Genomic DNA, 21,438 nt, shown 5'->3' on the forward strand with positions numbered 1-21,438 from the left:
TTACTACGACGGACGACAATTTCAAGTGCAAGAAATAAACACACAATTTGGATTACTCAACGTTGTGAACGCGCCCGCGTATTCGTTTGAGTCACAAGACAATGTGCAGTCGTACGAGCTCGAAGTGCTGCTCACGCAGGACCGGTGTACATCCATCTATGGGATAGCGTTGAACGGTACGGGAATAATGGTCGTTGGCGCAGGCGGAGGCTGCTCATTGGTGAATGATCATTCTGCGCTAGTGCTCGACGACAAGCTTTACCTGGCGGTTGGCGATCACGTCGCCTGCCTTTCTTTATCGTTGCCCCATCGCTTGGTTTGGTCCACGCAGGTCGATATAGCCACGTGCTTCGGTATCCACTGGAAACATAGTCGGGGTGCCCTCATTTCACATGGGGAATTGGAGATTTCTCGCCTGTCATTAGAGGGCGAATTGATTTGGCAGGCATCTGGCGCCGACGTGTTCTCTGAAGGATTTCGTTTGCTGCCAGACCACATCGAAGCCGTGGATTTCAATCGAACCGTGTATCGGCTTGATTACGCGACTGGCGAAGCAAGGGTTAGCTAGGAGCTATGTCCCACGCTGGACGGCCGCTTTCGGAGAAACCGGCCATCCCTCTCGGGTCGTCAGGTGCCTATCGCATCGGGCTCCGTCCGGTCAAACTTAAGACATTCAAGAGACCCCGTAAGATCCGCGACAATCATGGCGGGCTAAACATATCTCACGCGATTATGTCCAATGACCAAAGAAGCATTTGCCAGCGATTCGGCGCAGAATACACGCCGCCCGAGGCCAGCCAGAAGATAGGGATATCGCTTGGATCCCTTGGAAATGTGCCGCTTCACGCGGTTCGGCTATTCCCAAAGAATGGTACATGCGGTTGGTATATTCACGGTGGCGAGTACTCACCGGACGATGACTTCTATCAGCCGCTTCATGTCACCCACTTGATCGGGCGCTGTCCGAACATTGTCCCTTACCTGGCACTGCCGCCGGGATGGCGTGTATTGCTGACGCCGGACTATGAGGATGTCTGGTTCGACGGTGAAGTGCTAAAGGGCGTCACGGATAGTCTGTAACGGCCAGCCTCGGTTTATCGAACCCCGCTTTTCGGGGCGGCTACGGTCTGACGGGCGATGCGCTGCCTGAGAGTTCATACGTGCGGGCCATTGGGCACGTTCGGCCAGGAACGGTCATCCAGCAGTAAAGCTTGGATCGTCGACAAATGAACATTCCGGTACGGGACCAGTCGCTATCGGGCGACTAAAGAACGCCACTTTCAGGACGATAAACGATATATCACCGTTCTCGTTCTCCATGCACATGACATCGTCCCTGATGATCCACCCGACCATGCCCGAGAGGCGGGTTAAAAGCGGCTTCAACTGGCCTGCCTTGATATTTGGCACCATGTGGGCATATTCCGAGGGATTGATTGTCCAAGGGGGGCGGATGGCCGCGGCCGATGCTGCCACCGGTCTTCTCTGTGTTTGCACCCATCCAGCCTTTCGGATTGCAGCTTTGCTTCTGTTCGTGACGAAGAACGTTTACTGTGCACGCCACGGCGGCACCTGGATACGCCGTCGATTGCACGATCAAGGGTATCGCGCGCCCAAATAGTCACGTATCTGGACTACGACGACGAGCGCTATTTTTAACGGCCGTTTTGGGCAGAGGTGATCGTCTCCTGTGGGGCGGCTGCTGTCGACCGCGGCGGTTTCAGATTCGCGCAATCCCATGCTGAATGCATGAGGAAGCGATCGGCCAGGTTGAGACGTTCGACACGGTTGCCAGAATCGTCGGCAATCTGGGCGCGAACGCCGTAAATACGCGTAACAAGAAAATTGGTTCGCCTTGCAAAGACGACTGTCACTCGGCAACCTAATCGATGAGACGGACAGATCGGGGGGAAGCATGACAATTCAGGGCGCGATTTTCAGTGCGATGCTATTGGCGGTCGTGCTTTACGCCATGAACCGCCTTAGAGAAAGACGGAGCGTGGCGGATATCACGCCTAAACCAAGGAATGTCTCGACGCAGCGTGTCGCAGGCTTTGTGATGGGGTTAGTAGTGTTTACTTTGGTCGTCTATTACCAGCGCCATCAAATAGCCGCAACCTTTCATATTCACTGACAACGCGTCACGCGTTTTGACGAGAGTCGAGGGGCGACGACCCATGCGGTTTGAAACTCTCCTTGCAGACAGTTCGAATGTCAATTCCGGGTCGCCTGCTATGGACCGCGGCGGTTTCAGATTCGCGCAATTCCGTGCTGCATGCATGAGGCAGCGATCGGCCAGTTTGGGACATTCGACAGCGAGCGCTAGATCGTCAACGATCGAGCCCACTGTCGCGTCTTTCCCTATAGGCAAAGCGGGCCTAAAGTATCCAGTCCAATTGTCGTTACACAATATGCGCGAACAGAACATGTCGCAGCCGCTCACCACGGTTGGTGAAATCCATAGCGTCAAAGCCCCCTAATTCCATACCGCGCGCCATATCTTAGATGCGACGTCCCATACCGCTTTCCCTTTATGCGTATCTCCAGCTCTACGAGGTTGCGTCACTCTTGCTGTACCTCTATCGAGTATTCCTGTTTGAATATCGGCCGCTTCTGACGTGGCACGATCACTGGCTGATAGAGACTGATTTCTATTTCGTCGCTATTTTTATGCAAGTCCTGTGCGCTCTCACGGCGCTAAAAGGCAGCCGATGGACGCGGCCTTTTAGCATCACCTGGCTTCTTCTAAAGGCACTTTCTGCAGTCTTTGGCGCACGCTACGGAGCGGCGCATATCCCTTCGCTCGTTTTTATCACAGAACTTGTACCCCTCGCCCTGCTATTCGCACCATCCGTTTCAGCCTATTTGAAGACACGCCCGCAGATTCGCGTGGTATGGCCAGGCCTCGGAAGTGTGGTGAGAATCGTATGCTGCGTGTTTTCAATGGGCGTGTTCAGTCTGTCCTTGCACTTCATGCTTGCCTCCGCTCCGCCGCGCGATAGCCTTGCGAGCGTACGAAACGCATTTACAGTGCCCGGTATCGTGTTCCTTGCAACCTTGTTCGGCACTCGTCGCCGACTGGGCGCGATGCGCGAGATTGGATTGGCGTTGGTGGCCTGTGTGGTATCCAATATCCTTCTCGCCATGGACTTCGCTATCCTTCACGTATTAATTGATCAACTGCACGGCACTTATGTTGTCTGGTGCTGGATCGTCTTCGCGGTCGCCGGGGTGGGGCTTGTCGTCTATGCCGCTGGGCGGGGGCAGCATCCAGAACCGAAGACATGACATAGCGCGTCTCCGATCGCCGTCGGTCAACGAGAACGCTGCATATCGGTTCAGGGGGCGCGTGCTGCGGATCGCAGCTGTCTGAGATTCGTGCAGTTGCATGCCGCATGCATGAGACTGCATTCGGCCAATTGCGGTCGTTCGACGTCGTCGCTCAGATCGTCGACAATTGGTGTCCCCGGTATCAAGATTACATTTTCTCTATGCGAAGCTTACAGTCATCCCGCTTCTATATCGCGGGAAACTCGGCGGAGCCGGTTCTCATACTCGACGGAACAGTCTCCGAGTGGCTCTTCGCGTCGGGATTCTGGAGTCGAATTAACAACTCGTTGGGCACGATGTTCGACCAATTCGAAGAGGATGACGCTGATGCCACAGTTCTTTTACAAATTGCGTCCGAGCTAGAGGCTTGTATTCGGTCGCTTGAATTGCAGGACGAAGACACTGTGTGTTTCGTTTGCGGTTGGTCCCTTTCCCTTGGCGGGAACGCCCAGACTATACGAGCTCAGCGGACGGATGTTGTCTCGCAACCGGTCACACTACGAAGTCTCTTCGCTTCTACTGCGACCAACGGGGACGCTCTTGAATTCAGTCTTTGACTGCGGCCTGCTATCCACATAGGCGACCGGCAGCCACGAAGGGGCGGTCGACACATCAATGCGAATCGCTGCCGATCGAACGCTGGCGTGTTTGTATCCCTCGTCATTCAGACCAAACGGAGATCTTTCGATAGCCAGTAAGTCACGAGGCGAATATCCTCATGGTAGCTGACTCAGACTGTCAGTGAAGAACGAACCCATGACAGGTGGTCAACTTGACAACGCAGTTCAATCGGTTACTCGAGAAAATTGCTTCACTGCAGCGCCAGTTGAATGATAAACACTTTCTCGAACTTCGTCTTTATCGGCGCGATGCGGCGATTTATCAGTTGTCTAGTGCGGTCAATCACACAATTGCTTGCTGGTTTAGCGAGAATTATCGACCGATCAGCTTCCTTATCGACCGCGGCAGAGACTTTATGCGCGAGACTCCGGCCGGCAAACCCGAAACTGCACAGTATTACGGGCTTGCGGAAGAGTTCTTCGCGGTCGTGCTATCCGCACTTGAGATTATCCCGGACGCGGAAGCTCGCGATGACTGAAAAATATCGAGTGAGGCTCATGTTCGAGTGGGGCGGTGGTTGCATTTGGGCGGGAGACAAGACCACTCGCGGTGCGTACGGGGTTGGTCCGATTGAAGACTCGCTGCCGATAGCTGATGAGACGCGCAGAAAGCTTGCGGAAATGACCGCGTGGCATGACCTATCGCTCAACTGGGAATACCCTCCAGACCCGGGACCATGGGATGCACAGGAGTACCAGCGCTTTGAAGCGACTGCGGCTGCAATGTGTGATTATCTTCAACAGGAGTTGGGAGACCACTTCGCTGTTGTTTACGAGAGATTAGGAGTTTATGAGGGACGCGCCGAGAATCTGTAGCCTAGTGCACCCAAAACAGGAAGGTGCGCCTGCGCCTCTCCGCGAATGTCCGCTGCAGAGAAGACCATTGTCCCTTCCGGGGCGATGACGGTTGGTTACGTCTGGCAAAGATCGGCCACGACGAGTCATTCGACGGGGACGCCAGAATCGTCGACAATGACGGCACGACCAGAACCGCTGCATGCTTACTTGGACGCCATGCCATCGTCCGATCAAATGTCCTCGAACCCCGACGTTGCGTTTGCCTTAAAGAAAGTAAAACTGGGCATTGGCGTGATGATAGTTGCGTCGCTGTTAGTAGGGTTCGTCGTCTTGTACGTACAAAAACTCGGCGACAAACACGACTATGCGCGGTACACGGCACCGAACGAGGCCGATCTGGTGCATGCACGAGGGCGAATCACCAGGATATCAAACCACATTCCGTACCTCGAAATCCAACTGGACGATGGTCGGGATCTGTTAGCGACGTTCCTGGTCTTCCCGCAGCGCGGCGGCCACGACGTCTATGTGCGAGACACCGGCGCTTTCAATCAAGCAAAACTGTCCTCACTCGCAAGTTGCGGACGGGCCGAATTCGAGTTTTATCCCATGCACGGCTCCATGATCAGCTACTGGATTTATGGTCTGAAATGCGACGGTACCGACGTGCTCAGCTACAGAGACACGATGAGTTATCTTGCACTTCGAAAGCCGTGACGCAAATGCGGAAAGTTGTCACGCTCGAATGGCCGCTGCTGGTTAAACCGGGTGACCGCTCCGGGTCGGCTACGGTCTGACGGGCGATGCTCTGCCTGAGAGTTTTTACGTGCGGGCCATTGGGCACGTTCGGCCACTTTCGGCCGTTCGACACGCATTGTCAGACCGGTAACAATGTGGACGTCGAATGCGCCAACTAAAGTAGTAGGGCTTGTCGGGCGCGGATATGGTCTTGGGCAAGGAAGCTGGAACGAGTCTGATCCGATGCCCATTGCGTTGGCGCAGCAGGCTCACTGATAAGGAACGGACGCAACTCGAATGAGACTCGGTGAACTAAGATCGCTCGGACACAATATTGCGCATTCATTGGCTAGCGGTATCGGCTTAATGATCGGCGTGTACGAAATTTATATATTTTCGGAAGCTTCAGCCGGTGCAGAAGGGTTTGTTTCCGTCAATTTCCTTGATGGAACAACATTCGGCAGCCCGATTTCTGAAGCAACGCGACGCGCCGTTTGCCTTTACCGTGACGCGCTTCCGGGACTTTGCGATAAGCACCGCATCGCATTGTCAGACGTCAAGGTGTTGACCGCTCGATACGGAAGCGATCAAGTCTATGGCCCGCATTTTTCAGTACGTGTTGAAAGCATTCTCGGTAAGACGGCGACTGATCAATACGTCGGGACGTCCGGCAGGTGGTTGCGCCGAATCCAAGCCTGATGTGTAGCCAGAACGTGTCTAATCTGAACCGGTGGTTTAGCCATCGCGACGAATCTACCGTACTGAAACTCAGAGAAGCGCCTAATATGTGCGGCGGGGCAAGGTCTGCGCCTGACAATTACGCAGACGGTGCCCAAGACCCTGGGCGCGGTCGGCATTATCCACTGGTGCCCCCTGCGGGGTGTCCGTCCCCCCGCCGCTGGACAAGTATATCGGCATTGTGGCGTTAGCCACGCTATGAGAATCGTTGTTGGCGAAGGTCCGCTAACGAGAAAGCTGATCAGACTCGCTTGCTGCCGATCGAACCCTTGCTGGGTTCGGGGTGTGTATGGCATTGGCATGAGGCAGAAAACGGCCACAATCGGCCGCTCGACTTCAGTATCTGAATTGGTGACAATCGGTTCGCAAATACATCCACACTAACATCTGATGGAACTTACAGCCGAGCAAGCAAAGGAAGTTGCCCAACGTGCCATCACCAAGGCAGGTTGGGAAGGCTGCGACGCGGTTGTTGTCGACGAATACACCCAAGAGTTCGATGTCGGCTGGGTCTTCTACTATCAGTCAGCGCGTTTTCTCGAAACGGGAGAACATGGTTTCTCGCTGGTCGGAAACGCTCCCATCTTCGTGAGTCGCGTGGGGGAGTATTCCGCCTTCATCAGCTACCTTAGACCCGTTGTCGAATCCATCGAAGCCTTCCGCGTCTGCGGAAATGCAAACGCGTAGTCAACAACGGCACATGCGGCGCAAATTCTTGAGTGACCGTTTTGGGAGGCGAGTGAAGGGCTGCTCGGGGTCGATTTGAGCCACTCCTCATCCGGCAACGTTCGATCAAAAACGATCCGTCGACACCTTAGCCCAAGTCGACGACAGTATCCCGTGGGCTCTATTGAATCGGTAAGCAGCGATGTTCCAAGGAGCGTGAGAAAAATGCCGAAAACGATCTACTGTTGGCGTTGCCGGATAGATGTACCGATGCTGACTGAAGATGAGTGGCAATTGGTCAATCCTGGAGCTTTGCTCGAGCAGATAAAACAATACCGGAACGAGACAGGAGCATCATTGGCGGAGGCCTACCGGAGCGGTACCGGGCTTCCCGCTCTAGTTGCCTACGAACGCATTACGGGATTCCGCGAAAGTAATGCAAACGCATTGATGCATCACCGCCTCAAGCTATATGGTCCTGCATGCACCGCTTGCAACAAACCGCTTCGCACGCCCTTCGCGAGTTTTTGCGCTGCTTGCGGGGCAAGTCGCGTGAACTGAGTCGCACCATAGGTGACGGCATAAAGGGCGGAGTTACCACATCACACAGTAGTCGGCCAGGAACGGGCTTTCGGAATGACCTCACGATCGTCGACAATTTTCTGGCGTTTTGAGTGTTGCAGTCAGTCGGTAAGGCTCGTCGTTAGATACATTCAATGACGCTGCGCCATCAGTCGAGCCAAAGGCGCTCCAATCAGAATGCAAGCTATGCATCCTACGATGCACCACAAAAATAACACGTGAATCCGCGTCATCAGCCTGGATCGACGAAGCACCCCCGGATTTGAGCGCACGATGCGATTGATGAATAAACCGCTAAGCGCCGTCAGCAGGGCAAAAATGATAATTCCAGTGGTTCTATGACTCGCAAGCGAGATCAGGACGCCAAGGGCGCCCACGGCCTGCAAAACGTAAAGGCTAAACCCTGTCATTCTTTGGGCGCTCGTCATCCCGTTTTCCTTTTTTTTAGATTGATGCGTATTGCTGTCTAGTCGGATATCGGCTGCCGTACTGTATTTCTTGAACTCGACGATGGAGGCCGTGGTGGACGTTACATCATCGTGCCGACCGTCTCTCCCGATTCCGGCGCCTCGGATATTGATATTGCTGCGATGGTGGCCCTTACGTGGATCGTTGACTCGCAACAGGACTGCACGGGCGTCAAGGAGATCTGACCATTATCAGCGAGGCTACCAGATCATATGACGAACGACGGGACCAGTACCAGGTAAGTGCACAACGCCGCACATGAACTCATCGCTACCGCGAGAGAGCTTGGCGGCTAACAAGACTTGCCTGGGGGAATACGAGTACAAGAACACTGTCCCGTACTCCCTTGAAGCGTTATTTACGCTGCGTCAATTTTGACGCGATCAAGCACGGGCAACAGCTCTTCGGGGTCAGGCCGGCGCGTATAGTCCGGGTTGACCTCCGCGTAGAGAATTACTCCGTCTTGACCGATGACGAATCGCGCGGGCATCGGCAGCGTCCAGCTTGCCTCGCCGTTCGCAACAGCGAGATCGTTTTTGAAAACGGTCTTGTACAGATCCGCCAGGTAGTCCGGCAACTTGAATCGGATACCGAATGCCGCGGCGACTTCATTGCCCGGATCTGACAGGATGGGGAAGCTTACATGGTTCTCCCGCTGGCTACGTCGACTGTTTGGAGCGGTCTGCGGTGAAATCGCTACGAGTTGGGCGCCTCGGCTTTCGAGTTGCGGGAGCGATGCCTGCAATGCCTGTAAATCGAAGTTGCAGTATGGGCACCAGACGCCGCGGTAGAACGTCATGATCAGCGGCCCGCATGCGAGGAAATCTGCGGACGAATGGGACGTTCCTTCAGCATCATTCAGGGTAAAGGCTGGGGCCTTGTCTCCCACCTTCAGCGCCCGTCCAGCTGCGCCGGATTCGATCAGTTCGCGTGTGGCGCGGTGCATCGGCTCGTGGATATGTGACGGAGCATTATAAGGAGGGCCGCCAGCTTCGAAGTTGGCACGGAATGCGTCGAGCTTGTCTTGCAGTGACATGAGAAAACCTCTTTCGGGTGATAAAGCATCAGGCAGTTGCCCAATCGGTGTAAAAGGGATAGTCGAGATAACCGCGGTGATCGCCGCCATAGAATGTCGAGCGGTCGTAGGCGTTGAGTTGCAGGTTTTTCCGGAATCGTTCCGGGAGATCCGGGTTCGCGAGGAAAGCGCGTCCGAACGCGACTGTGTCGGCCGCACCCGATTCAATGATGGCTTCGGCGCTGTCGCGATCGAAACCGCCGGCTGCCATGATTGACCCCTGGAAGATTTCACGCAGCATGGCGGTGGCGACGGGTTGTGCACCGTCCTCGATTTCCTCGGTGCCTTTAATGCGCGGCTCGATGACGTGAAGATAGGCAAGGCCGAAGCGGTTCATCGCTTCTGTCACGTAGGAGAATGTCGCTTTCGGATCGCTGTCGAACATCCCGCCAAATTTTCCGCTCGGCGAGACCCGAACGGCGGTTCGATTCCCACCCCAGACAGATGTCATGGCTTCCACGACTTCAAGAAGGAACCGGGCGCGCTTCTCCATCGTTCCGCCATAAGCGTCGGTTCGGATGTTGCTGCCGTCTTGCAGGAACTGATCGGCGAGATAGCCGTTAGCCGAGTGCAACTCGACGCCATCGAACCCGGCTTCCATCGCACGTTCCGATGCCCGGCGAAACTGTCCGATGAGCTCAGGTATCTCGTCGAGTTCGAGCGCACGCGGCATCGCAAATTCGATCTCTCCATTCCTGGAGAAACCAACGCCCTCGGCGCGCAGCGCGGAAGGGGCGATGGGCGTTTCGCCGTCGATGATGTCGGGGTGAGACTGGCGGCCGCTGTGCCAAAGCTGGAGAAAAATAATCGAGCCAGCGGCATGCACGGCGTCTGTGACCCTACGCCATCCCGCGATCTGATGATCACCATAAATCCCCGGAGCACCGGCATACGCAATCCCGCGCCTTGAGACTGGCGAAGCTTCGGCAATCATGAAGCCGCCCTTGCTGGCGCGCTGCCGGTAGTAATGAACCATCAACTCCCCGGGTATGTCGCCCGCCTCGGAGCGCATTCTCGTCAGGGGAGCCAGAACCACACGATGGGCAATCTCGTAAGGACCGATTGCCGTTGGACTAAAAAGCTTGCTCATGAACACTCACCGAGTTGATGTACTGAGCTAGCAAGTTAAGTTATTCCATGAAAAAGAAGTAGACTGCGATTATCGATAACATTCATTCCACTGGAGAATGACTTGTGGACAGATTCACCACCATGGAAGCATTCGTGCGCATCATCGAAACGGGTTCCTTTTCGGCAGCAGCGCGCCAACTCCGGGTTGGTCAGCCCTCTATATCAAAAGCGATTGCGCAGCTTGAAGAACGACTGGGAACGCGACTGCTCTCACGCTCGACACGAGGGCTATCGCCGACTGAAGCAGGGCAAGGGTTTTATGAGCGGGCGCGGCGCGCGCTCGAAGAAGCAAACGAAGCGGACCTGGCAGCAACTGGAGCAGGGACTGGACTGACAGGGCGTTTGCGCTTCAGTGCAACGGTGACGTTTGCCCGGCTACACGTCATGCCGGTGCTACCCGCGTTTCTCGAGGCACATCCTGCACTTACCGTCGAAGCAATTCTTGACGACCGCAGCGTCGATCTGATCGAAGAGAACATCGACATTGCGCTGCGGATGGGCGATCCAAAGTCGGTGACGGTAATCGGGAAGCGGATTGCCACGTCAAAGCGCGTGGTCGTTGCGACTTCCCGCTATCTCGATCGGCATGGCACGCCTGAGCGGCCGGCCGATCTACCTGACTTCCCGGCGGTCATCTATGCGCAAGGCGGCGGAGGTGAGACATGGACTTTCAGGAATGGCGCAAAGTCGGAGGTCGTGACGCTCAAGAACATGATCAGCTCCACCGCAGCGGAGGGCGTGCGTGAGGCCGTTTTTGCAGGTATGGGATTGGCTGTCGCCACGGAGTGGATGTTCCAGCCGGATATCGATAACCATCGCGTGGAAACGGTTCTTAGCGATTGGACGCTTCCCTCACTGGATCTTTGGGCCGTGTATCCAGCAGGGCGTCAAACTACTGCGAAGGCTCGCGCCTTTGCTGCTTTCATCAGTGAGTGTCTGGCAAAAACACCTTTTACGCCTGTCGGGTAGGCTGACGGCCTCTTTCCTGGTTGCATCCACGATTTGGCGCGCGAGTCTGCCGATGCATTTTTGAAGTGAACGTCTGCTGTTGGGGAGCTGGACCGTGTCTTATGGGGCGCATGCTGCCAATTGCGACGGTTACGATTCGTGCAGTTCCATGTCGTTGAAATGAGGCAGCGATCGGCCAGGAGGCGACGTTCGCCGGATGGTGACGTATGGCGGAACCTCGATGCGGTTCGGTCATTCGAGACATTTGATGTCGGTTAAGCGGCCCGAGTCTTGTCTGTTTGCGTTTGTACCCTTGCATCTAAGTAGAGATTTCAAGCTTCGGGCGCTGCCGCTCTTTGATCGCTATGGCGTCTCCGGCTTACTCTTCGAAGTATGTGCCCAAATAGCCCATGTCATCCGTTCGGCATATTCTTCTAGAAGATCGCGGTCAGTAAGGCGCTCAAGGCGTTCGAAGTCGGACGACCCGGCCATATTCGTGAGCAACTGCGCGCGCGTTGCATTTTTATGCGCATCAAGCAACCACATAAACGTCTTGAACGGCGTCTCGATCGTTTGCTTTGCGGAGGGATCAATACGTTCAAAGAACGTTGTTGGATGCCGTCTATAGGCCTGCAACTCTGCTGCTGAAAGGGGGACGCTTACAACGACTTGCCGCCCGTCCTGCAGCTGAAAAATGCACGTTGCTGATCGTTCAGGTTCGGAGACAATTCCTTGAAGCAGCTTGGCCGGTGTCGCCTCACCTTCTGGCTCTACTTGGACCTCGTACCACGAGCCAATTGTTAGCCGCGCTTCGTTTGTCGAAAACGCCAACTCAGGGGCCTCTCCGTCGAACGTTGATGGCACTTCGCTGTGATCGCGCAGCGATCTGGCGAGGTCATGGATATCCTGATGAGCTCGCATAGCGGCGTATGCTTCTCTCAGGGAAGGGAACCCCGAGTCAAGCTTGAAATCTGGGATCTGGAATCCTTCGGCGAGTATGACAGTGCGTCTCCCTGCACCTTCGAGGTCTCGGTCTGAAGGCATGTTCGTGAGGAAGACATACGCCGCGGGAAGCGGATGGCCGTTGAGGTCACGCCCTTCAAACCGGCGCAAATCGTTGAGTGCTTGCCGCATGAAGCCCGGCAGCGCGTCGTCCATTTGATCATCTGGAACTCCGACGTCAAGAAACACGATTCGTGAATGAGCGGCCTGTTTCCTCAGGGCGCCTTGGAGACGTCTTCCGAGCCGAAACTTAAGTGTGCCTGTTGCATCGCTCCGGTTACGATGCTTCGCTTCTACTGAATAAATATTGCCGCTTGTTTTGCAGGTGGCGACAAATTCGCAGTGAGTTGCGGAGCGGTCATCTTCATCTTCAAACACAATGTCGAATCCCGACCGAATCATTGCGGCAGCAACGTACGTTTCATATCGAGCGCCGGGGAACATGTCCAGGTTCTTGAGTCGGCCGACCAGCTTCTTCTGCAACTCGGCATTGTGGTCCAGTGCGTACAGGTCGTATGCAAGGCGAAGCCATGCAGATGATGCACCATTCCCTTCGACCTGCACAACGGAGTCACCCGTTAAACCGGAACGCCGCTGCAAATTGCAGATACTGTCATACCACTGGAGAATCGGATGTCGATCGCTCAATGGCTTCTTGAGTTCGGCGTTTCCCCACGCGGGATCCAAGACGTCCCTGAGATAGTCCCCTAGGAAGTCGTGGAACGTCTTGCCCTTAATGTAATAGAGCTTGTTTCGTACGGCAACGATTCTGCGTCCGCCAATCTCCGCACTGATGATCGGCCGGCCTAGCCCCTGTTGAGCGACGCGTTGGGCCTCCTTGGCCTTAGCTTTCGCGCTTGCCTCAACAACGGACTTTGCCAGCCCTGGTGGCAAAGTCTGGCGCGCTGGTTCGGCCGCAATCCATCCATGGCAATGCTTATATTTCTTCCCGCTCCCGCATGGACAACGTTCATTGCGTCTGATTTTCTCAGCCATAAGCATGCCCCCATGCCGACTCGTTCCAAATATGTTCGCACATGTTCCTGCTCATTCGAGCAAGTAGGTCTTCGCGGACGCACTGAGCGCTGGCGACGAGCAAGTTAAACAGTCGACGACTGACTGTCCTACCGCGCGATCCCGTTGGCCGGTAACATAGTGAGTGCCTGCAGCGCAGCGTGCGAATGTCTCATATCGGTGGGTCAGCGGACCGACGCCCGTGGTGACTCAGTGACTCGAACGGGTCGATGACTGTCCACCATGCCCATAGAACAGTCGGCCACCTTCGATTGCTCATTGCGACTTTTCAGATTCGCGCCAACTGCCCTCGATACCCATCTCGGTCAAATATCTTAATGGCTCAACTTTCCTATGCAGGTGGCACTTTGAATGACGAGAGTTACATCGCCTGGTTAAGAAAACAGGTCGGAAAAAATCTAATACTGAGCCCTTCAGTCGGGGCCGTGATTCACGATCGCGAGGGGAGGCTTCTCCTGCAAGAGAAGTCTTCGGGCGAGGCGTGGAGTTTGCCCGCCGGGGGAATAGAGCCAGGCGAAAGCCCTCAGGAAGCGATCATCCGCGAGGTGTTGGAGGAGAGCGGCTATGCCATCCATATTCATGACATTCTGGGCGTCTACGGCGGCAGGGCATTCCGCTACATGTATCCCAACGGCGATCAGGTTGAATACGTCGTGACGTTGTTTCAGTGCAAGATCATGAGCGGCTCTGGAATTCCTGGTGACACTGAAACCAGGTCGATCCGGTATTTCAAGCGGCACGAAATGCCCAAACTGGCGTTGCCATATCCGATCGACGATTTGTTCCGCAAGTTCTGAAAGCTAGTAGGAGGCATTTGCGCATGACCATCCGCAACCCCGCCCAGCAAGGTCGGTTGACTGGCCGTCCTCAGTCAGAGTCCATAGCCAGGGATGGCGGCCATGTTCACCGATTCGAGCAGTCGAGTTAGCCCACCTTCGACCTGAACCAAAATGTGCTTCGCGGCACCAACAGAAATAGCGCAGCGACGGCTTCTGCGGCAACGCTTATCAAAGTCATGATGTCGCGCTGTTGGAAGGAAATCCCGTATGCCAGCAGGCGACGGACGGTTATCACGACAACGAGTGCAGTCAAAAGAAGTACGACATTCCTTGCCCAAAGCTTTCCAGACGAAAGCCGGACGATAGTAAATGCATAGGGGATCAAAAACATGCACAGCAGTACAAGCGCCGTGATCGCCCCTTCGATTTCCGGGCGAGTGTGGAACGGGGGAATGCCTACGTCAGAAACGAGGTGAACAAGAAAGTTTGCTAACGCCAGCCAGTAAATTGCGACGGCGACTCGAACTACGCTCGGCGTATTCTTGCCCGGGAAAAAGTGAAATTTTGTTTCCGCGCTCAAAGCAGTCTCCGTAAATTTAGAAACCGGGACCTGACAGTTTTCCGATCATAGTGCTGTCTCCGCGCTTTTTCTAGCGATAAATAGATCGTGCAGCGCAAATGCCGATCCAGGCAATCCCCCTCAGCAAACCTGCGGATCATGCCAAACAAATAATGAGATTACAAAAGTTTGACAGAATCTTGACGGCCTGATAATTTCTGCGCGCTTTCATTCGCAGATAAACGTGCCGCACGGTTCAGATCGACCGACTGCCAGCTAATTTATTTCGGATGCCTTGTTAGTCGAGATCTGGAAATGTGATCGTGAGTACTGTTCTTCAACGCGTATTCGGCGGCGCGCTGCCTTTGCAGGATAACCGGCCGTTCCGTCTGTTCTGGCGTGCTTCGCAGAATCTCGCGGGTCTACTGCTGATTCAGCGCCTTGATGTTCGCGAAGAACTGTGCGGTGGCATCGAGGGGCGAATTTCCTGTTTGTCGACCCGCATCGGCGTACCGCTCGAAACATTTCTCGGGCAGCCCGTCACAGTGCAGCTTGTCACGGACCAAGGTGCGCTCCACGCGATATGTGCAATCGTCACCGATGCGTACGAGGGTGAAAGCGACGGCTCGATTGCGACTTACCAACTGGTGATTCGTGATGCCTTGTCGCTCATGGAGCGTCGCACCAACACGCGTGTTTTTCGCACAAAAAACGTCGTCGATATTATCAAGACGCTGGTGCACGAATGGCGGCGCAAGAGCACGACGCTCGGCGGAACATTCGACGTCGATGTATCCAGGCTGGATACATCGAAATATCCGGCCCGAGAGCAGGTACTCCAGTTCGACGAATCGGACGCCGATTTTATCCGGCGTCTTTGCCGTCGCGATGGCATTGCCTGGTTTATCCGCGCCGGTGGCGCTCAGGCTTCCAACCTCTCGGCGCAACCGTTCCACACGCTGGTGCTCTTCGACAACGCGACGAAACTCGCCCAGGCGAGCGTCGGAACGGTTCCCTATCACGCCGATGCAGCGGTCGGCGCACGCGACTCGATCACGCTGCTGTCAACGGGGCGGCAGGTCGTCGCTGGTTCGATCCGGCGAGTGAGCTGGGATCTCAAACCCAGTCGTGTCGATCAGGTTCAGGCGCCTACACGGGTCGACCAGGGAAGCGCGGGCAATGATCTCGCCGGCCTGCTGTCGGACGCGCGGATCGACTCTCCGCATATGGCGGATTCATGGGCTGATTACGACCGCATCGGCATGGCACGCCTCATGTCGCACGGCGCGCGTTCGGTGCGTGTGGACGGCGCGAGCGGTGTGCGCGATCTTACGGTCGGCTGCTGGATCACGGTGTCCGGTCATCCTGAGCTGGACCGCTTACCGGAGCAGCAGCGTCGTATCGTGATCACAGCGCTGCATCACACCGGCGAAAACAATCTGCCGAAGGATTTGAACGAACGCGCCCAGGCGCTGTTCGGGGCCAGCCGCTGGCAGTCTGTGACCGCACCGGTCTCGGTCGACACGCGCGAACGCCCGACGAGTTTCGATGGCTCATCGCAGAGTCGCTACGAAAATACCTTCAGCGGTGTGCCGTACGGAACGCCGCTGACACCTGCCTATGATCCGCGTATCCATCTGCCGAAGGTCTATCCGATCACCGGCATCGTGACCGCGACGCAGGGCGAGCAGGTGCATTGCGACGGCTTCGGGCGCATCAACGCGCAGATTCAGGGGATGGCCGCCGCGGACCATGAGCACGCCGGCGGCGCCGGGACCAACGGCACGCCGGCGGACAGCGCGTTCGTGCGGGTGTTGTCCAGTTGGGCGGGTGACAACTTCGGCGCGCACATGGTCCCGCGCGCGGGCATGGAAGTGCTGCTGGATTTTGCCAATGGTGACCCCGACCGGATGTACGTGGCGGGCGTGTTCAGCAACGGCGACAACATGCCGGCGACCTTCAGCCGCACGGGCTCGCTGCCTGGCAACCGCTATCTGTCCGGGTTGAGGTCGCGCGAAATCAAAGGCGAGCGGTACAACCAGCTCCGGCTCGACGACACGCCGTCGCAGATCAGTGCGCAGTTAGCCAGCGAACATGCTTCGTCCGAATTGAATCTGGGTTTTCTCACGCAGCCTCGCGACAATGGGCAGGGCGCGAATCGTGGCGAGGGCGCCGAGTTGCGTACCGATGCCGCAGCTTCGCTACGGGCCGCGCAAGGCATTCTGCTCACGACCTACGCGCGCGCACGAGCCACTGGCACGCAACTGGACCGGCAGGAGCTTATCCAGTTGCTCGGCGAGTGCACGGAGCTCTTCAAATCCTTGGGCGACTACGCGGGCCAGCATGGCGGGCAGGCATCCGACACGTCCGGACAAACCGCCGTTACCGATGCATTCCGGACCTGGCAGGCGGACGGTCAATCCGCTTCGGATGGATCGCAGGCGCTGATGGCACTCGGCGCTCAGGCCGGTTCGGTCAACCTCACGCCGAAGACGCACGTCACCTATGCGGGCGAGAACATCGATCAGATCGCGCGGAACAACGTGCAGGTCGCAAGCGGCCAGCGGATCAATCTTCAGGCCGGGCAGGGGCTGGCGATGTTCGCGCAGAGCCATGGCGTATCGGCGGTTGCGAACCAGGGCAAGGTGCTGCTCCAAAGTCAGGCCGACGACACGCGGATCGACTCGGCGAAGAACCTCCATTTCACCGCCGCCGACGGCAAGATCGTCGGGATGGCACGCGAGCAGATAACGCTCACCACGTCGGGCGGCGCCTACCTGAGGATCGACGGCGCGAATATCGAACTGGGCTGCCCCGGATCGTTCACCGTCAAGTCGGCGGGACATAAGTGGTCGGGTCCGGCCAGCATGAGCACGGAGATGCCGAATTTCGACAAGAGCGCGCTCGGGCGCTTGCCGGCAGTCGTGCGTCCGGTCGATGGGCAGGGCGTGCAGGGTCTTCAGGCGGAAATCAAGAAAGCATCGGGCGAACGGATGAAGGGCCAGTCCAGCGCAACGGGCGAGCTTGCGCCGTTCACGACCGACCAGTTCGAAAAATTTGCAGCGCAATTCTTTGAAAATCAATCCTGATTGGGAACATCGGTATGACGGGCATCATCGACACCACGCCGGGTACATCAGCAAGCGACCGGGCCACGCCGGCAATAAACAAAGCGGGGAGCGCGCTCGATCCGGGTACGCCTGCCTCGTCGCCGGCCGGCGCGGGCGATAGCGACAGCGATAGCGATAGCGCATCGGATCGCTATGTGGTCGCAAGCGGGGAAGGCGTGACGCTACTCAGTCAGTCGAAATTCCTGTGCCTGTTGCAGATGCCCTTGCCGGGCGTCGTGATCTTCGTGCATGGCGTGAATTCGGAGGGCGAATGGTTCAAGGCCGCAGAGGAAGGGCTGTGCAAAGGCTTGAATCGGAGACTCGGCCGATTGGATGATCACCTGATGTATACCGGCAAGGCGGCCGGACAGATGGCGCCGATGCAGTACACGGGGAGTCTCACCGAGGATGGTTTTATCAATCCGAAGCTCTGGTCCGGCAACTACCTTCAGCCGACCGGCGACACCTTTTCACCAGTGATCCACTTCCGCTGGGGCTATAAGGCAAACAAGGACGACCTCAAGCGTTACGGCGACAAGATATTCCTCAACGAGCAGGACTATTGGGGCGGCGGTCCGTTCGCGAACGGATGCGGCAGCTTGCCCGATCTGTGGAATCTTGGCGTCGACCCACGCATCTTCGGGTTCCTTAACGTTCAGGGCGTCAATCCGACCAACCGGCCGATCTTCGAGACACCGCCGCGCGCCTACAACGTGATGGCCGCACTTCGTCTGGCCAAACTCATCGAGTCGATCCGCAAGGCACAGCCGGACGTGCCGGTCACGGTCATCTGCCACAGTCAGGGAAACATGGTGGGTCTCGCCGCCGCTTTTCTCGGCGACCGGTTATCGAAGGATGCGGGTGTGCGGTGCGTGGCCGACTCCTACGTACTCGCGAATCCGCCGTACAGCTTGCTGGGCACGATACCCGGCGACAATTCGCCGGCAATGGAGGTGTGGACGGAACGCCTGGACAAGGATTCGCAAGGTAACCGCGGCCGGGTGGGAAGCACGGCGAGAGCGGATACGCTGAAGAAATTCTTCGCCTTGATCGCCGATAGCAAAGATCGCGAAGATCAACGTGATCCGTTCAATTTCCGGATGATGATGGCCAACCATAACCCCGGTCCAGACGGCAAGCCGTTTTATGACCCGGATGCCGATCGTCAGCGCTACGGTGTGCAGAATCACACGTATGGCCGTGTGACGCTGTATTCGTGCCCGCATGACCAGGTGATCTCTGCTGCGCCCGTGCAAGGTATGGGCTGGCGCGGTCTGCACCCGGAAGAGGTGGCGAAGGTCAAGGGTTCCAGCCTGTTCACGCAGCGGGTGTTCGCAAGCGGCTTCAAGGTCGGCGAGCAGGCGGCCTCAGTCCCGGCTGCGATCCCGACCTCGGCCATGCCCGGTGTCTACCGCGCATGGGCGGATGACTGGCGCCACGGCAAGGGTTCGACCACGCAGTTCTTCTATCCGACGTCGCCACCCGCACGTTTCAATCTGGTCAAGAATCTGCGCGCCAATGAACATTGGGTCGCGAAAATCATGGCCGTGGCATCCGCGCCCGTGCTTTACGTGGTCACGACGGCAACGTCCAGTTTTGGACTCGCGCGTGCGAACGGCGAGCCGCCGAAGGACTGGTACGTGGTCTGCGATGCGCCGGCCTTGCCCGAGTCGTTCACGCCGCAAGCCATGCGTTTTAATAGCGTGGTTCACGTGCAGGACGGAACCGCCACCAGTGACTTCAATGAGGAAAACGATCCGGTTGCCTCGTACCGTAGCAAGGACAAGTCCGGCTGCAAGGATGATCCCTACGACGTTTTTCGGCCGAGTACCCAGGACACGATATTGCAGGATCAGATGAAGCCGCAGGGCGACGTTGATTCGGAAGCCGGACAACGCTATGAGGACCACGCGATCACGCGGATGGAAGCGCGGCACAACAACAATCCCGACTGGGTTAAGAACGGGGTAGTGATCGGTGAAGCGGGTCCCGATGCACAGATGCCGGATGGCTACAAGGAATGGCGGGATAAAGAGATTACGCACCTTCTCGATACGGCGATCAACAACCCGACGAATCACTCGACCATCATGACGAACGCCATGCATGCCGAGAAGGCGCTTGCCTACGATGTGGCGATCGGGATTTGTCGGTTATCGGAAGCGCAGATGAATGATTTCAGAATCGAGGCGGACTGGCGACTTGGGGATGGGCTGGCGCAGGGCAACCAAAATCTCGTCTATTACCAATATTTTCAAGCTGGGAAAATAAATGGGCAGTTTTTGCAAGACTGGATTAAAAGTGATAGCGATGCAGAATTGCCATCTGAAATCGGTGATAAACGTGAAGGCGGCAAGATTCTGGTCGTCGGGGAGGCCGTATGAAGTCTTTAATTTCGACTTGGCCGAGGCGCTTAACGGTGACGTTTTTTACCGTTCTCCTGGTGACAAGTGCGCTGCTCATCAGGGCGCATTACTATCAAAATGACATGGATGTCTGGAATATCGGAGAAAGCATGAAACGATTTGTCGCATTACCGCTGCTGGCGGGTATTGCCGTGTTGGCGTTCGCGACGGCCTGGGCGGGATCGACTGCACAGGCCGCAGAGCTCAGCGGAGCGACGTCTAAAACTTCCGCCGTATCTGCAAAACCGTTTATGGCGCAGGTCGTGGGCCTTGAATGGATGAATCCGTTGCAGCGGCGGGACTATCCGACTGAATGGCAATTGCTGTGGACGATCGGGCTTGTCAAGCCGAACAAAAACGATGATATGGTAAGGACGGACCCGAAAAGTTTTACGACGATTCAGCCGGTCGCAGGCATTGCGAATGGTGTGCATGGAGAGGAAACATTCCAGGGATTTTATGAAAAATACGTCGACAAATTGCTTCTTTTGTTTGATACGAAGTATGTGATGAATCAGCGTTATTTTTACACTGTTCAATCTTCCAATCGCCGCCATTGGAGAGAGTTGGCCGGCATTCATGTCGAACTGGCGATTCCGGGACGACTTGATCCTCAAAAAGCCCAGTCCTATCTGGCCCATCAAATAAAGAATTTTTTTGAAATCGGGAATCAGTCTGCAAAGGATCTGTGGAGCAAGGATCTGCCTGCTGACATTCAAGTGCACGTTGGCGGCGCGAATGCTGGCTTCACGTCGCTGAACGCAGCGCTCGATTACCTGCAAACGCATCCGCAGGAAAGCGTGTGGGTAATGAACTGGGACGCGCCGAGCTTCCCGCCCAAAGACCAGCAGATCAACGAAAACGTGACCTTGCTGTTTCTCGCAGGCCCTGACCTGAAAACCGAGCGTGAACCGCTCGCCTGGATCGGCCGCACCGCGACGGGCAACGTCAGCGACTACGAAGCAAAGGTCGGCACGACCCGCGCCGTGCAGGCGTGGAAAGCCACGATTGCGCAGGCTGCCCAGAATGCGAACGTCGATCCCACGAGTCTCCAGTTCGTCGTGCACGACGCAGGCAAGGGCAGCGAAGCGGCGTCGACGCGCCTCGTCTCACTCTCGCAGACCCTGACCGAAACGCTGCCGGAATTCGACTACGGGAAACAGATGTTCAACACGCCGGCCCTGCTCGGCGACATGGGCGCGGGCACGACCCTCACGGACATCGCGCTCGCTATCGGGCGGATCAATCACTTCGGTGGCAATGCACTGGTCGCGGGAACCACGGACCCGAATCATCCGACCGCGGTGGTGGTCCTGCCGCCGTCGAAGCTCACCGCGATCGATCCGGAGCAGGACTGGTTCCGCGCGCGCGGCGAAGACAACGCCTATCTGCCGTGGTGGGGACGTCGCTACGACACGAATTACCGCATGCAGGGTTATTCGTATTAACCGCAC

General features: G+C 56.5%; 19 protein-coding genes. 13 read left to right on the forward strand and 6 right to left on the reverse strand.

Annotated elements, in window-relative coordinates:
• Positions 1 to 25 precede the first annotated feature (25 nt).
• Positions 26 to 568 (forward strand): hypothetical protein, encoded by a 543-nt coding sequence (locus tag LFL96_RS33195; RefSeq protein ID WP_281002124.1) that lies wholly within the window; start codon positions 26 to 28, stop codon positions 566 to 568.
• A 626-nt stretch (positions 569 to 1,194) separates the two neighbouring features.
• Here LFL96_RS33195 and LFL96_RS33200 read toward each other — a convergent pair.
• Positions 1,195 to 1,476, reverse strand: a complete 282-nt coding sequence (locus LFL96_RS33200) for a hypothetical protein (protein WP_281002125.1) — start codon at positions 1,474 to 1,476, stop codon at positions 1,195 to 1,197.
• Between the two features lie 439 nt (positions 1,477 to 1,915).
• On the opposite strand from LFL96_RS33200, the gene LFL96_RS33205 reads away from it, so the two are divergent.
• The 7 genes from LFL96_RS33205 (at position 1,916) to LFL96_RS33235 (ending at position 6,911) form a co-directional block, all read left to right on the forward strand.
• A complete protein-coding gene (locus tag LFL96_RS33205; protein WP_281002126.1) occupies positions 1,916 to 2,134 on the forward strand; it encodes a hypothetical protein in 219 nt (72 codons plus the stop codon).
• Positions 2,135 to 2,568: 434 nt separating this feature from the next.
• Positions 2,569 to 3,288, forward strand: coding sequence for a hypothetical protein (locus LFL96_RS33210; protein ID WP_281002127.1), 720 nt, complete (start codon positions 2,569 to 2,571; stop codon positions 3,286 to 3,288).
• A gap of 814 nt (positions 3,289 to 4,102) precedes the next feature.
• On the forward strand, positions 4,103 to 4,429 hold the full coding sequence (locus LFL96_RS33215; RefSeq protein WP_281002128.1) for a hypothetical protein: 327 nt from the start codon (positions 4,103 to 4,105) through the stop codon (positions 4,427 to 4,429).
• Positions 4,422 to 4,766 (forward strand): hypothetical protein, encoded by a 345-nt coding sequence (locus LFL96_RS33220; RefSeq protein WP_281002129.1) that lies wholly within the window; start codon positions 4,422 to 4,424, stop codon positions 4,764 to 4,766. Before LFL96_RS33215 ends, LFL96_RS33220 begins: the two co-directional genes overlap by 8 nt.
• A gap of 45 nt (positions 4,767 to 4,811) precedes the next feature.
• Complete coding sequence (locus tag LFL96_RS33225) at positions 4,812 to 5,465, forward strand: hypothetical protein (RefSeq protein ID WP_281002130.1); 654 nt, start codon at positions 4,812 to 4,814, stop codon at positions 5,463 to 5,465.
• Positions 5,466 to 5,783: 318 nt separating this feature from the next.
• Positions 5,784 to 6,185 (forward strand): hypothetical protein, encoded by a 402-nt coding sequence (locus tag LFL96_RS33230; RefSeq protein ID WP_281002131.1) that lies wholly within the window; start codon positions 5,784 to 5,786, stop codon positions 6,183 to 6,185.
• 429 nt (positions 6,186 to 6,614) lie between these two features.
• Positions 6,615 to 6,911, forward strand: coding sequence for a YrhB domain-containing protein (locus LFL96_RS33235; protein WP_281002132.1), 297 nt, complete (start codon positions 6,615 to 6,617; stop codon positions 6,909 to 6,911).
• Between the two features lie 692 nt (positions 6,912 to 7,603).
• Here the strand turns inward: LFL96_RS33235 and LFL96_RS33240 are convergent.
• The 3 genes from LFL96_RS33240 to LFL96_RS33250 form a co-directional block, all read right to left on the reverse strand.
• Complete coding sequence (locus LFL96_RS33240) at positions 7,604 to 8,095, reverse strand: hypothetical protein (RefSeq protein ID WP_281002133.1); 492 nt, start codon at positions 8,093 to 8,095, stop codon at positions 7,604 to 7,606.
• A gap of 203 nt (positions 8,096 to 8,298) precedes the next feature.
• Positions 8,299 to 8,976, reverse strand: coding sequence for a peroxiredoxin-like family protein (locus tag LFL96_RS33245; protein WP_281002134.1), 678 nt, complete (start codon positions 8,974 to 8,976; stop codon positions 8,299 to 8,301).
• Positions 8,977 to 9,004: 28 nt separating this feature from the next.
• Complete coding sequence (locus tag LFL96_RS33250; protein ID WP_281002135.1) at positions 9,005 to 10,105, reverse strand: alkene reductase; 1,101 nt, start codon at positions 10,103 to 10,105, stop codon at positions 9,005 to 9,007.
• Between the two features lie 104 nt (positions 10,106 to 10,209).
• Between LFL96_RS33250 and LFL96_RS33255 the strand changes: the two genes are divergently transcribed.
• Positions 10,210 to 11,115: a LysR family transcriptional regulator gene (locus LFL96_RS33255; protein WP_281002136.1), complete on the forward strand. Its 906-nt coding sequence runs from the start codon at positions 10,210 to 10,212 to the stop codon at positions 11,113 to 11,115.
• A 342-nt stretch (positions 11,116 to 11,457) separates the two neighbouring features.
• Here LFL96_RS33255 and LFL96_RS33260 read toward each other — a convergent pair whose 3' ends face one another.
• Positions 11,458 to 13,092 carry an SEC-C domain-containing protein gene (locus LFL96_RS33260; protein WP_281002137.1) on the reverse strand — a complete coding sequence of 545 codons (1,635 nt, stop codon included), beginning with the start codon at positions 13,090 to 13,092 and terminating at the stop codon, positions 11,458 to 11,460.
• A gap of 356 nt (positions 13,093 to 13,448) precedes the next feature.
• On the opposite strand from LFL96_RS33260, the gene LFL96_RS33265 reads away from it, so the two are divergent.
• Positions 13,449 to 13,928, forward strand: coding sequence for an NUDIX domain-containing protein (locus LFL96_RS33265; RefSeq protein ID WP_281002138.1), 480 nt, complete (start codon positions 13,449 to 13,451; stop codon positions 13,926 to 13,928).
• A gap of 127 nt (positions 13,929 to 14,055) precedes the next feature.
• On the opposite strand, the gene LFL96_RS33270 is transcribed toward LFL96_RS33265, so the two are convergent.
• Positions 14,056 to 14,490, reverse strand: a complete 435-nt coding sequence (locus tag LFL96_RS33270; protein ID WP_281002139.1) for a hypothetical protein — start codon at positions 14,488 to 14,490, stop codon at positions 14,056 to 14,058.
• Positions 14,491 to 14,792: 302 nt separating this feature from the next.
• On the opposite strand from LFL96_RS33270, the gene LFL96_RS33275 reads away from it, so the two are divergent.
• From LFL96_RS33275 to LFL96_RS33285, 3 genes are read left to right on the forward strand one after another with little or no spacing between them, the layout of a single operon-like run.
• Positions 14,793 to 17,558 (forward strand): type VI secretion system Vgr family protein, encoded by a 2,766-nt coding sequence (locus tag LFL96_RS33275; RefSeq protein ID WP_281002140.1) that lies wholly within the window; start codon positions 14,793 to 14,795, stop codon positions 17,556 to 17,558.
• A 14-nt stretch (positions 17,559 to 17,572) separates the two neighbouring features.
• Entirely contained in the window at positions 17,573 to 19,963 is a 2,391-nt protein-coding gene (locus LFL96_RS33280) for a hypothetical protein (protein WP_281002141.1), read from the forward strand.
• Positions 19,960 to 21,432, forward strand: coding sequence for a virulence factor (locus tag LFL96_RS33285; RefSeq protein WP_281002142.1), 1,473 nt, complete (start codon positions 19,960 to 19,962; stop codon positions 21,430 to 21,432). Before LFL96_RS33280 ends, LFL96_RS33285 begins: the two co-directional genes overlap by 4 nt.
• The last annotated feature ends 6 nt before the right edge of the window (positions 21,433 to 21,438 follow it).

Origin of the sequence: Paraburkholderia sp. D15 (genome assembly GCF_029910215.1) — a bacterium.
Classification (GTDB): Bacteria; Pseudomonadota; Gammaproteobacteria; order Burkholderiales; family Burkholderiaceae; genus Paraburkholderia.

Coding starts and splice junctions, on each gene's coding strand:
- LFL96_RS33205 (WP_281002126.1), top strand. CDS start 1,916: ATGACAATTCAGGGCGCGATTTTCAGTGCGATGCTATTGGCGGTCGTG.
- LFL96_RS33220 (WP_281002129.1), top strand. CDS start 4,422: ATGACTGAAAAATATCGAGTGAGGCTCATGTTCGAGTGGGGCGGTGGT.
- LFL96_RS33225 (WP_281002130.1), top strand. CDS start 4,812: ATGTCCGCTGCAGAGAAGACCATTGTCCCTTCCGGGGCGATGACGGTT.
- LFL96_RS33230 (WP_281002131.1), top strand. CDS start 5,784: ATGAGACTCGGTGAACTAAGATCGCTCGGACACAATATTGCGCATTCA.
- LFL96_RS33235 (WP_281002132.1), top strand. CDS start 6,615: ATGGAACTTACAGCCGAGCAAGCAAAGGAAGTTGCCCAACGTGCCATC.
- LFL96_RS33245 (WP_281002134.1), bottom strand. CDS start 8,976: ATGTCACTGCAAGACAAGCTCGACGCATTCCGTGCCAACTTCGAAGCT.
- LFL96_RS33250 (WP_281002135.1), bottom strand. CDS start 10,105: ATGAGCAAGCTTTTTAGTCCAACGGCAATCGGTCCTTACGAGATTGCC.
- LFL96_RS33260 (WP_281002137.1), bottom strand. CDS start 13,092: ATGGCTGAGAAAATCAGACGCAATGAACGTTGTCCATGCGGGAGCGGG.
- LFL96_RS33265 (WP_281002138.1), top strand. CDS start 13,449: ATGGCTCAACTTTCCTATGCAGGTGGCACTTTGAATGACGAGAGTTAC.
- LFL96_RS33280 (WP_281002141.1), top strand. CDS start 17,573: ATGACGGGCATCATCGACACCACGCCGGGTACATCAGCAAGCGACCGG.
- LFL96_RS33285 (WP_281002142.1), top strand. CDS start 19,960: ATGAAGTCTTTAATTTCGACTTGGCCGAGGCGCTTAACGGTGACGTTT.